Annotated in this window: 13 protein-coding genes and 2 pseudogenes; 8 read left to right on the top strand and 7 right to left on the bottom strand. The window is 68.7% G+C overall.

What is annotated here, in order from left to right; genetic code table 11:
• Both BLR05_RS17595 and BLR05_RS17590 read left to right on the top strand, forming a co-directional pair.
• A partial coding sequence (locus BLR05_RS17595) for an integrase core domain-containing protein (protein WP_143015951.1) occupies window positions 1-294 on the top strand: 294 nt, incomplete at its 5' end.
• 229 nt (window positions 295-523) lie between these two features.
• A complete protein-coding gene (locus BLR05_RS17590; protein ID WP_225979259.1) occupies window positions 524-751 on the top strand; it encodes a hypothetical protein in 228 nt (75 codons plus the stop codon).
• A gap of 275 nt (window positions 752-1026) precedes the next feature.
• Here the strand turns inward: BLR05_RS17590 and BLR05_RS17585 are convergent, their stop codons facing one another.
• The 6 genes from BLR05_RS17585 to BLR05_RS17560 form a co-directional block, all read right to left on the bottom strand.
• Entirely contained in the window at window positions 1027-2508 is a 1482-nt protein-coding gene (locus tag BLR05_RS17585; protein WP_092836598.1) for an efflux transporter outer membrane subunit, read from the bottom strand.
• On the bottom strand, window positions 2505-3419 hold the full coding sequence (locus BLR05_RS17580) for an efflux RND transporter periplasmic adaptor subunit (RefSeq protein WP_092836595.1): 915 nt from the start codon (window positions 3417-3419) through the stop codon (window positions 2505-2507). Before BLR05_RS17580 ends, BLR05_RS17585 begins: the two co-directional genes overlap by 4 nt.
• Window positions 3416-3538: a DUF1656 domain-containing protein gene (locus tag BLR05_RS27765; RefSeq protein ID WP_434802842.1), complete on the bottom strand. Its 123-nt coding sequence runs from the start codon at window positions 3536-3538 to the stop codon at window positions 3416-3418. The genes BLR05_RS17580 and BLR05_RS27765 overlap by 4 nt, the downstream gene beginning before the upstream one ends.
• Window positions 3539-3630: 92 nt before the next feature.
• Entirely contained in the window at window positions 3631-5817 is a 2187-nt protein-coding gene (locus tag BLR05_RS17570) for an FUSC family protein (RefSeq protein WP_225979269.1), read from the bottom strand.
• 1 nt (window position 5818) lies between these two features.
• Window positions 5819-6307, bottom strand: a complete 489-nt coding sequence (locus tag BLR05_RS17565; RefSeq protein ID WP_092836593.1) for a MarR family winged helix-turn-helix transcriptional regulator — start codon at window positions 6305-6307, stop codon at window positions 5819-5821.
• Window positions 6308-6443: 136 nt separating this feature from the next.
• Window positions 6444-7358 carry a LysR substrate-binding domain-containing protein gene (locus tag BLR05_RS17560; protein WP_092836590.1) on the bottom strand — a complete coding sequence of 305 codons (915 nt, stop codon included), beginning with the start codon at window positions 7356-7358 and terminating at the stop codon, window positions 6444-6446.
• A gap of 104 nt (window positions 7359-7462) precedes the next feature.
• On the opposite strand from BLR05_RS17560, the gene BLR05_RS17555 reads away from it, so the two are divergent.
• From BLR05_RS17555 to BLR05_RS17545, 3 genes are read left to right on the top strand one after another with little or no spacing between them, the layout of a single operon-like run.
• On the top strand, window positions 7463-8011 hold the full coding sequence (locus BLR05_RS17555) for a sugar ABC transporter (RefSeq protein WP_092836631.1): 549 nt from the start codon (window positions 7463-7465) through the stop codon (window positions 8009-8011).
• An 11-nt stretch (window positions 8012-8022) separates the two neighbouring features.
• A complete protein-coding gene (locus tag BLR05_RS17550) occupies window positions 8023-8349 on the top strand; it encodes a hypothetical protein (RefSeq protein ID WP_092836587.1) in 327 nt (108 codons plus the stop codon).
• A complete protein-coding gene (locus BLR05_RS17545) occupies window positions 8336-9205 on the top strand; it encodes an MBL fold metallo-hydrolase (RefSeq protein ID WP_377778414.1) in 870 nt (289 codons plus the stop codon). The genes BLR05_RS17550 and BLR05_RS17545 overlap by 14 nt, the downstream gene beginning before the upstream one ends.
• 105 nt (window positions 9206-9310) lie before the next feature.
• On the opposite strand, the pseudogene BLR05_RS17540 reads toward BLR05_RS17545, so the two are convergent.
• Window positions 9311-9547, bottom strand: a pseudogene (locus BLR05_RS17540) (SDR family NAD(P)-dependent oxidoreductase); the annotation flags it as partial.
• Between the two features lie 51 nt (window positions 9548-9598).
• On the opposite strand from BLR05_RS17540, the pseudogene BLR05_RS27760 reads away from it, so the two are divergent.
• The 3 genes and pseudogenes from BLR05_RS27760 to BLR05_RS27260 form a co-directional block, all read left to right on the top strand.
• Window positions 9599-9703, top strand: a pseudogene (locus tag BLR05_RS27760) (zinc-binding alcohol dehydrogenase family protein); the annotation flags it as partial.
• A gap of 154 nt (window positions 9704-9857) precedes the next feature.
• On the top strand, window positions 9858-10427 hold the full coding sequence (locus BLR05_RS17530) for a phage virion morphogenesis protein (RefSeq protein ID WP_092836584.1): 570 nt from the start codon (window positions 9858-9860) through the stop codon (window positions 10425-10427).
• Between the two features lie 167 nt (window positions 10428-10594).
• Entirely contained in the window at window positions 10595-11143 is a 549-nt protein-coding gene (locus BLR05_RS27260) for a hypothetical protein (RefSeq protein ID WP_225979271.1), read from the top strand.
• The last annotated feature ends 128 nt before the right edge of the window (window positions 11144-11271 follow it).

The following is an 11271-nucleotide window of genomic DNA, read 5'->3' as shown; positions in this document are numbered from 1 at the left end:
CGGGCGTTCATGGCCTGGGCGGCGGCCCGGGGCGTTCGGCACTTGCTCAACGACGCAGGCTGCCCGACGCAGAACGCCTACATTGAGAGCTTCAACGGCAAGTTCAGGGATGAGTGCCTCAATGAGCAGTGGTTCGAGTCACTGCCACAGGCCAGGCAGGAGATTGCCCGATGGCGGCGGGACTACAACGAAGTACGCCCGCACAGCTCACTGGGGCGCATACCGCCGGCCAGTTTCGCCGCACAGCATCGCCAGCGCACTGGCGATGCTGTGCAACAACCGGAGATCAAGTAATCTCCAAACCCTTGGACTCGCTAACTCAACATTGGCACGGCTGAAGGGGGCAGGTCACCCAGACCATCGCCTCGAAGCAGTCCGCATCCAGCCAGTGCCGGCTTTGCTGGTAAACCACTTCCCAAGGTGGCAGATCGGCCCTGCCTAATTTGAGGCTTGCGCTACTATGAGCGAACGACCATCGAGAAGGACTTTAATTATGCCACTCACGGAAAAAGACATAGTTGCCTTGAAGAAGCTGATCAAGGATCGGGTAGACAACTACCCCGATCTGGACAGCATGGTCGCTGCAGGATCGCTGTCTTACAAGTCCGGTTGGTACGAAGCCAATAGCAAGGAGGCGCATGACGCTATCGTTCAATACGCCACTTCGATTCGGGTAAGCAAAGAGGGGCGGGCGCAGATCAAGGTGGCGAAGCAAAGCAAGAGGCTTAGGGCACTTGCGGAGAGGTTGTAAGTCGGGTCAGTTGCTTTCGACATTGACTGACGGAACAGAGAGTTTTCGATATGCTACGGACTGGTTGACAATGGTGTTGTCAGAATCGCCGTCCCGCAAATTGCTCCATCTGCCGCGCCAGCAAAAGGTGGCTGCTTCTGACGGTAAAAGCGACGGTAAGGCCCCATGTCGATCACAGCCAATCCCTTAACCATGCGGGTTCTGACGACCTGTTGATGATCGAGTGGGAGTGAAATCCGGTCGCAGGCTTCCATGCGCGACCCGCGATTCCGGCCTCACTCCCATCCCCCACCCAGCGCCATGAACACCGCCACCTGCTCCTGCGCCACCCGCACCTGCGCGGCCGCGAGGCTGGCCTCCGCAGTGGCCAGCGAGCGCTGGGCGTCCAGCGCATCGAGGTACGCGCTGCGGCCGCCCACGTAGAGGCGCTGGGCCTGCCGGGCCACCTGGGCGCTGTCGTCCCGGGCGCGTTTCAGTGCCTCGACGCTGACCAGTTCCTGGCGGTAGGCCGACAGTGCAGTCTCCGTCTCACGCAGCGCCTGCAGCACGGCGCCGTCGAAGCCCGCGAGGGCCATGCGGGTGCCAGCCTCGGCGCCGGCGATGCGGGCGCGGGCGGCGCCCGTGTTGGGCAGGCTCCAGCGGATCAAGGGCCCGATGCTCCAGGAGAACGTATCCCTGCCCAGGAAGTCGCCGGCCGGCCCGGCCGAGCTGGCCGACAGGCCCAGGGATACCTTGGGATAGAGCTGGGCCGTGGCCACGCCGATGCGGGCCGTGGCGGCGGCCAGTTGCCGTTCGCTGCGCCGCAGGTCGGGCCGCCTGCGCAGCAGCGCGGCCCCGTCGCCCACGGGCAGCGCGCCGGCCACCTGCGGCACGGTGGCGCACTGCTGCACCGCGGCCGGCAGCGCACCTGGCGTGCGGCCCAGCCAGGCCGCCAGCTGGTACAGCGCGGCCTGGCGCTGCGCCTGCAGTGCAGGGGGCGCCGCCTCCAGCTGGGCGAGCAGCGCGCGCGAGCGCGCCAGGTCGGTGGCGCCGGCGCGGCCTGCATCGTGCAGCCGCTGCACGACGCCCAACTGCTCCTTCTGCAGGGCGACGGAGGATTCGGCCACCTTCAGTTGCTGGCCCGTGGCGCAGGCCATGGCATAGGCGCGTGCAGTGCCCGCGGCCACGTTCACGCGGGCCAGGTCGAGAGCGGCCGCCGCAGCCGCGGAGTCCGCTTGCGCCGCTTCGGCCGCGCGCCGCAGTTCGCCCACCACATCGACCTGATAGGAAAGGCCCGCGTCCACGCTGTAGGCGAACTGGTTGGACGGGCTGACGCCGGGTGCCAGTTCCGACAGGCCCGAGACGTGGCCGAAGCCCGGGCCCCCGGACAGCGACAGCTGCGGCTGTTCGGCGGCCCGCACCTGGGCCAGTGCGGCCTGCTGCAGCTCCAGGTTGGCGGCGGCGACGCGCAGGTCGGTGTTGTGCGCCAGCGCCTCCTGCACCAGGGCATCAAGCGTCGGGTCGCGGAACAGGTGCCACCAGCGCGGCGGCAGGGGCTCGGCGGAGACGGCGGCATCGGCGCCGGGCGCCTGCGCCTCCTGGAAGGGCCGGGCCGCGGCCGGATCACGCACGGCTGCCTCGGCCGGTACGTGGTAGTCGGGCCCGACGGACAGGCTGCCGCAGCCGGCCAGGAGCAGGGCGGCGAGCAGGGCAGCGAACGGGGGTACGGCCTGCCGGGCGGCGCTGGCGGCACGGGGGACGGCGGGGCGGCGTGTCATGTCCGGCCTTCCCGGGCCACCACTTCGACGAGCACGGTCTGGCCGGCCACCAGCCCGGCGGCGCCCGGATGCGCATCCAACTGCACCCGCACCGGCACCCGCTGCGCCAGGCGCACCCAGTTGAAGGTGGGGCTGACGCTGGGCAGCAGGTTGGCGCCGGTGGAGCGGTCGCGGTCGGCGATGCCGGCGGCGATGCTCTGCACCGTGCCGGACAGCGCCATACGGCTGCCCATGGGCGTCACCCGCACGGCATCGCCAGGATGGATGCGGGCGAGCTTGGTTTCCTCGAAATAGCCTTCGACGTAGAAGGAACCGCGATCGACGATCGCCATGGCGCCGCGGCCGGCGGCGGCGTAGGCGCCCGTGCGCAGGTCCAGGTTGGTGACCCAGCCGTCCACCGGCGCGCGCACCGTGGCGCGTTGCAGGTTGAGTTCGGCCGTGCGCAGATCGACCTCGGCCCGGGCCAGCGCGGCGGCGGCGGCTTCCACGCGCGCCCGGGTCTGTTCGCGCGCCTCGCGCGGCACCAGGTCCGACAGGCTGTCGTTGCGGGCGTCCTCGCGGCGCGCCTGCGCCAGGCTGGCCTGGGCCGACTGCACGCCGGCGCGCGCCTGCTGCACGGCGAGCGAGAAGCGCGCCGGGTCGATCTCGAACAGCATCTGGCCCGCCTTGACGGCCTGGTTGTCCTGCACCTGCACCGCGTGCACCAGCCCCGACACGTCGGGGGCCACCTGCACGACGTTGGCGCGCACGCGGCCATCGCGGGTCCAGGGCGCGAGTTCGTAGTGGTCCCACAGGCGCATGGCGGCCCAGGCGGCCAGGGCCACCATGCCCAGCGTCAGCAGCACGCGGGCCAGTTGCACAGCGAAGGCGCGGGTGCGCGTCGAGATCGTCTTTGTCGTTGTCGATGTCATGGGAAGAAGAGTCCTCCCGGCGCGGTGAGCCGGGTGAGCAGGAACAGGATCAGCACATAGAGAGCCGTGTCGAACAGGGCGGCATGCCAGACCCACCGGTAGGCACCCAGGCTGCCCAGCAGGCGGCGCGCGCCCTAGCACAGGGCCCAGGCCACGATGGCCAGCAGCAGCAGCCAGGGCACGTACACGCCATAGAACGTCGCTTCGCCGGTCATGCCATGGCCTCCTGCGTGGGACTGGGGGCAGCCGGCCAGGGCCGCGAAGGAAACAGGTTGCGGCGCAGGCCGACCAGGGCGGCGAGCACACGGCGGCGCTCGTCGCGCGTGCCCGTGCTCGCGCTACCGGCCGGGCAGGCCTGCGTGGCAGGCGCCGGGGGCAGCAGTGCCTGCAGCGCCTCGTCGATGCGCTCGGCGAGCAGGGGCTGCGCCTGCGCGGCTTGCTCGGTGGTGGACCGTGCCGGATGTTCGCGGAACAGCCTTGCCACCTGCGCCAGGATGTCCGGCCCCAGCCGGCCCGGCAGCAGCGCGGCGTGGTGGCGCAGCGCATGCAGGTCGGTGCCGATGCGCAGGTCCACCAGCGCGTCGTCGGCATTCACGCCCGCCACCGTGCCGCCGGCCTGGGCGATGCGCGGTGCCAGCAGGCCGATGCGATCGAGCACGCGGGCTGCATGCAGGCGGGCCTGGGCGGGGTCGGCATTGCGCGGCAATTGCCCCAGTTCGCGCCAGGTGCGGCGCTGGATGCGGCGGGCGCTCCATTCGGCGCTCACCGAGCGCACCAGTGCCGTGACCACCGCGGCCGTGGCCCCGCCGAGCACCTGGCCGATGGAGCTGTTGACGAAGCTGGCGAAGTCCGCCTGGCCGGTGTCGTGCAGCGACAGGGTGCCGAGCACGCCCGACAGCAACAGTCCCATGGCCATCAGCAGGGTCGCGGGCCGCGCCATGTAGACGCCCAGCACCAGGAACACCGGCGCGCACACCACGGCCAGCGTGGGCAGATCCACCACCAGCGGCATCAGCACCAGCACGTAGAGCGCGCCCAGCGGCAGCGACAGCAGCAACGCCTTCAGGAAGGCGTAGATCGCCGGCACGGGATCGTCCATGCCGGCGAAGAAGGAGGAGAAGATCGCCGCCATCATGGGCATGGCTGCGCCGCCGGACCAGCCGGTGAGGATCCAGAAGGCCGAGCACAGGCAGATCGCCACGGCTGCTGCCACGGCCGACCAGGCGGCCATCCCCACGTCGCGGTGCAGCACGTTGCGGGCGGCGGGCACCGCTGCCCGTTGGCCCGGTGCCGCCAGCGGCTGCGGGCGGCCGGCCAGGCCGGCGTCGATGCGTTCCCGCAACTGCACGCACGCGGCCCAGGCATCGATCAGTTCCTCCAGGCGCACGGCCAGGCCCGTGCGCAGCGCCAGGATCCAACCGGTCGTGGGCGGCGGTGCGCAATCCGCCAGCGTACGGGCCGCCGTGCGCAGCTCGGCCATATCGCCTGCGGCCAGCGGAAGGCCAGGCTGATCCGGTGCTGCGCGGCCACTGTCGGCCAGCCGTGCCAGCACCCGGGCCACCGTATGGTCCACGTCCACCGGCAGGCGGCCCTCGGCATCGCGCAGGGCGCGCAGCCGGTCGTCCACGGCCGAGGCGAAGGGCGTGAGCGCTGCCACCTCGTGCTGCAGCGCGTGGATGGCTTGCGCCGTCCACTTCAGGTGGCTGGTGTCGAAGGGCACGTGCGTGGCCATCACGCGCAATTGGGAGATGTCGCCTGCCAGCTTGCGCCGGGCGGCCTGTTGCGTGGGCGCGGCCGACAGACCACCGTCGGAGGGGGCGGGCGGCTGCAGCATGGCGCGCAGCCACGCACCGGCATCGGCCAGGGTGCGGTCCACCATCCCGACCAGCGTCGGGCCCATGCTCACCGGCCACACCAGGCTGTGCACCAGTCCGGCGCAGACGATGCCGATGCCGATCTCCTGCACGCGGGCCGAGGCCGTCTCGAAGATGCCGGTGGGCGCACTCACGGCCGGAAAGCCGATCAGCGCCGCCGAATAGCCGGCCAGCATGAACAGGTAGGAGCGTGGCGTGCGGTCGAGCAGCGAGACGAACAGGCACAGCGCCACCCACAGGGCCAGCGCCAGCGTGAGCAGCTCGGGCGCATCGACCATCGCCGGCACCATCAGCAGCGTGGCGGCGCAGCCCAGCAGCGTGCCGCCCAGGCGGAACGCACCCTTGGACCGTACTGCGCCGGCCAGCGGGTTGGCCACGATGTAAGTGGTCATCAGCGCCCAGAAGGGCCGCGGCAGGCCGGCCCAGCTGGCAACGGCCATGGCCAGCATGGCGGCGGCGAAGCACTTCGCGGAAAAGAGCATTTCGGCCGGGGTGAAGCGCGGCAGCAGGCGGGGCAGTGGCATGTCAGCCTTCTGTGGCGGCTCCGCCGCGGTCGGCCTTGCCCAGGCGCGTCCAGAGCGTTCCGAAGACGCGCAGGCATGCGCGCACGTCCTCGGCCGGGATGTCCTGGAACAGCTCGGAGCGCAGGTCGTTCAGGGCTTCCTCGATGCGGGCGAGGATCGCTTTGCCGGCTTCGGTCAGGTGCAGCGTGCGCGCGCGGCGGTCGGCCGGGTCGTCCCGGCGCTCGACGAGGCCTGCGGCGACCAACTGGTCCAGGGTGCGGATCAACGTCGGCCCTTCGATACCCAGCAGGTCGGCGATCACGCCCTGGCGGGTGCCATCGCCATGCCGACCGATGGTCACCACGGCCCAGCCGGCCGCCTGCGACACGCCCAGGTGCGCGACCGCCCGGTCGGCCGCAGCACGGTAGGCGCGCTGCAGCAGGTTGAGCGTGAACGTGAGGTTTCGCAGTTCCGCCGGATCGGCAGACGCGGGACGTGGGGCACCGGACATGGCTGAAGTTTAGTTGGCTAGCTATCTTTTTGCCGTGGACTTCGATTTTGACCTTCCATCCGTATCGGGATTGGCCGGCGGCCTGCCCCCAAGGCAGGTTGCTGGTGGCGCTGTCGCGATGGACCGGAGGTCGGCTTCAGCCACCCGCGCACCGGGAACCATCGGCGGTGGAGGCAGCTTCCTCGACCAGCCATTGCGCGAAGACCTTGATCGGCTCAGCGCAGAGCTCCGCGGGACGGGGCAGCACGAGACAGAACGTCTTCGACACCATCTTGCCTTCCGGCCAGGGTGCCACGAGGCGGCCCTGTGCGAGCTCTGTCTCGACATAGAGGCGGGGTATCAGGACCACGCCGAGGCCCGACAGCGCGGCCTCGATCAGCATGGCATGCAGGTCATAGCGGGCTCCGGTGGCCGGCCTGGCCATCGCCGTGCCGGTTTCTTCCGCGTAGCGCTGCCAGGCCTCGGGGTTCTGGCGCCGGTGCAGCCGCGGCAGCCGATCCAGAGGCGGTACCGGTCCCAGGCCGTCCAGCAGCCGAGGATGGCACACGGGCACCAGCGTTTCCTGCAAAAGAGGGCAGGCGTGCGCGCCGCTCCATGCAGGGTGCTCGAAATGGATGCAGGCGTCGAAGCCGCTGCCGGCCAGCACGAACGGTTCCATCCGCTCGGACAGATGCACGGTGATGTGCGGGTGCCTGCGCTGGAAGCCGGCCAGGCGGGGAATCAGCCAGCGTGTCGCGAACGTGGGAAGGACGGCGATGTCGAGGCTGGCGCCGCCTTCCGGCTGGCCCATCAGGTACTGGCTCTCGCGGTCGAGCTGTTCCAGCACCTGCCGGACCTGGGCTGCGTAGCGCTCCCCATTGGGCAAGAGCCGTACGCGGTTGCCGATGCGCTCGAACAGGGTGACGTCCAGAAAGGATTCCAGCCGTGCGATCTGGCGGCTGATCGCACCCTCGGTTAGCGACAGCTCGTCCGCCGCGCGGGCGAAGCTGCCATGCCGGGCCGCAGCCTCGAAGGCCTGGAGGGCGGAACTGCTCGGGACTTTCTTGCGCATGCGGACAGCTTGATGTTTGGTCAAGGCAGTGTGCCGAATAATCGTTTTACCCGCCACCTTCACGCCAATACCATGCATGAACATCAACTTGCATGGGCGTATCCATGATCTACACGGTGGAATGCAGCTTTACGGACACTGCGGGCGAAGCCGCCTGGAATGATTTCTACAGCCTGGACAAGTTGCCGGCCCTGATTTCGGTGAGCGGGTTTCACACCTCCCAGCGCTTCAAGGCACTGCGCCCGGGATGCCCGACCTACCTGGCCCTGCACACCATCGATGGCATCGATGTACTGCTGGGCGAGGAATACCGCAGGAAGGGCGGCGGAAGCTTCGCCCGCTGGCAGGCGCACATCACCGACTGGCATCGCAATCTCTACACCGGGCCAGACCGTGCCCCGGTGGTCGAAAGCGATGCCTGCCTGGTAATGGGTTCCGCCGGGCCGGAGCCCCTCATGCGCTGCGGCCTGGCTCCGCAGGCCCTGCGGGCGGTCGCGCTGGACCGATCGCCGGCGCACCGTTGGCTGGCGACGGCCCGCATGTCCGATGTCCTCGCCTGGACGGGAGCCGCTTCGTGGCCGGAGGGTATCCACGCGTACGCCCCCATGACCGCCCAGCTCATACCCGTCCTTGCGGCGGTTGCGGCCGACTGACGGAGCGCTCCATGCCGAATATCACCCTATTCATTCCAGTTGCCGCAATGCCGCCGGACGAGGCAGTCGCGGAACTATCCGAACGCTGCGCGTTGCTGTGCACGGGCGTGCTCCGGGCGACACTCACCAATGTGCATGTCGCCTGCGTCGCGGTGCACCATGGGCGCGGGCACCCCGTCTTCGCCGATGTCCGCTACCGGCTGGAGCCGTTTCGTACGCCCGCTGTCATGGAGACATTCATGCAAGGCCTGCAGGAAGCCATCCTGCACACCGTCCGGCTGACACCCCGCATCCGCTGCTTCGGCTATACAGCATCGAACCTGCATGCACGCAACTGACTTGAAAGCCGAACGCATGCCGACGAACACGGTGTTTCCCTGCCAGCAGGTGGGCGATTTCTCCATCACGGCCCTCAGTGATGGCTACCTGGCTGCCAGCCTGGACCTGCTCTCCGATATCGATCCGGCAGAGGCGGCCCGCATGCAGGCGGCGCGCCGCCAGGAGCCGTCGGCGGTCCACATCAATACCTACCTGGTCCGGGGCCGTGGCCGCACGCTGCTGATCGATGCCGGTGCGGGAGGATTCAAGGGCTGGGGCGGACAGTTGCCGCAGCGCCTGGCGCTCGCGGGCGTGGCGCCGTCGATGATCGACGCCGTGCTGTTGACCCACGCGCATCCGGACCACATCGGTGGCCTGGTCGACGCGTCCGGCGCTCCGGCATTCCCGAACGCGGAACTGGTGGTGCATCGCGCGGAGCTCGACTTCTGGCAGGACGATGGCCACCTGAGCCGCGCCAGCGAGCGGGCGCGGGGCAACTTCCTGGTGGCGCGCCGGGCCTTCGGTGCCTACCAGGCAGCGGTGCGTCGCATCGGGGCCGGAGACGTTCTTCCGGGAGTGGAAGCCGTACCGTTGCCAGGCCATACCGCGGGACATACCGGCTACCGGTTCGACTCCGGCGACCGCAGCCTGCTCGTCTGGGGCGACATCGTCCATTTCCCGCACATCCAGGTCGCCCGGCCGGAGGTGTCGATCGCGTTCGACCAGGATCCGATGCGTTCGGCCAGCACGCGCGCGCGTTTGCTGGATCTCGTCAGTGCAGGGCGGATGATGGTCGCCGGCATGCATCTGGGCGAATTGGGCTTCGCGCGCATCGAGCGGACTGGCGCTGGCTATGAGATCGCTTACCAACCTTGAGTTGATTGCCAACTTGCACACCGTGGCGCATATGTACGGCACGGCGGCGGCCGGTGCCGTGGGCGGTGGAGCCTCGTGGGTGGACGCGCCCGCGGCACGAGGCCATCAGGAGGCGCTGCGGTAGCGCTCGGCGGCGTGGGCCTGCCGGATGTCCGACATCAGGCCCTGGCGTGCACTCTCCAGCGCGGCCCATCGCCCGGCGGCATGCAGGGGCGGAATGGTGACCGCCTCGCGGCGGTCGAAGCCCAGCAGCGCCGCATCGACCAGTTCGCCGGTATCCATCATTTCGCTCATCGTGCTGGCGTCGATGCCGGCACGCTCCCAGATTTCGGTGCGCGTTGCCTGACCGACGTCCATGCCGAGCGCCCGGGGGCGGGGCCGCATGACCTGCTGGTGGCAGTCCGCGCAGTCCCGGTCAATCCGGTGGACACGAAGATCCGCGCAGGCCTCGTGGATGCGCCGGATTCCGTCCGTTCCCTGGATTGGGCTGCCGCGGGAATCGTCGAGGCGGTCGGTGACGCGGTCACGCTGTTCCGGCCCAGGCAGAAGGTGTATTACGCCGGCTCTTTCGACCGCAGCGGCAGCAATGCCCAGCTCCACCTGGTGGACGAGCGCATCGCCGGCCACATGCCGCAGACTGGGAGGACACGCCATGGCAGGAACCCACATCACCCTGACGGTGGAGGATCGCGTCGCCCGCGAGATGCTCGCGCGCCAGGCGCAGCCCTCCACCGGCCGCCTGGCCCCGCGCCTGGGCGAGTACCTGCAGGCGTCCACCGAGGCCCGCTTCAAGAGCCAGACCGCGCCGGACGGCAGGCCCTGGGCGCCGCTGAAACCTCGTTATGCCCGGCGCAAGAAGTACAACCAGGACAAGATCCTGACGCTGCGCGGCTACCTGCGCAGCGGCATCCACTGCCAGGTGGTGGACGACAACACGGCGGAGGTGGGCCGCAACCTCAGGTACGCCGCCATCCACCAGTTCGGTGGAGAGATTGACCAGCCAGCGCGGGCGGCCACCGTGCGCTATCGGAGCGTGGCCGGCCGGGTGATTTTCGCGGGCCGCAAACACAAGAAGGCGACGGAGCGGGCCGTCACCATCCCGGCGCATGTGGTCTGCGTGCCGGCGCGGCCGTATCTCGGCATCAGCGCGGCGGATGATGCCGAGATACGGCAAATCATCATGGAGTGGGTGGTCGAGCGTGGCGCGGGGCGCTCAGTCTGAACGGATGGGCAGATTGCTAACCCACTCTTCGGAAGCGTTGCCGATCGCAACAATTTTGCAATGGCTCTGTAAGGAACGCGCAAGGCAACATGGCGGTAATGCCGAGCGCTGGCGGGAGGCCAGCAAAGCGCGGCAGCGACATGCTGCAGGCTCCACCACAAGACCATATGCCTGACATTGCCCTTTCCTGCCGCCGCGATGGTTGCGGCACGCCCGTGGAGATTTCCGACGCGGGCGCCATCAGTCATCTCATGCACAAGCTGCGCGAGCTCTATCACCGGTCCACCCTGGCGGCTGACGATGCGGCCCAGTATTGGGCAGATACTGCGGTCACGTCGCAAAATCCGCTTGCGCCACTGGCGCATGTGCCGGGTGCCATGGCAGCCCTCTGGACGCCGGACTTCGCCCCAACCACGGCAACAGTGCTCGGTGCTGAAGGCTACGGGTTTACCGCACTGCGCAAGCAGCTCATCCACTTCACGACGAAAGCCTGCGGCGGGTATTGCGCGTTCCGGCGTTATCAATTCCAGCAAGTTCGGGATTCACGGAATCTTTGGTCGGGGCGTGTACATGGCACGAATTGGGTATCCGATCAACGGGTTCATCGACAAGGTATCGCGATTCCCGATTTATCTCCCCACGCCTGCCGGTACGGTACGCATCGGCCTTACCTCGTCTATGTTCGCTGGGGCTTCAAGGGAGTAAAAATTCCATGAAACCTCGTTTCTGGAGAGAGATACTGGGCTGGATCGTCGCGATTATTTGTTGGAGCTGCTGGGTGCTGGCTTACGTGCAGTCCAACCTGTGGTGGCTCCCCGTGTCCGTCATTCCGTACGTGCTGTAC

It is taken from the genome of Paracidovorax cattleyae, from assembly GCF_900104515.1.
Taxonomy (GTDB): domain Bacteria; phylum Pseudomonadota; class Gammaproteobacteria; order Burkholderiales; family Burkholderiaceae_C; genus Paracidovorax; species Paracidovorax cattleyae.
Note: the sequence above shows the minus strand (reverse complement) of the source record. Positions and strands in the feature narration are given on the sequence as shown.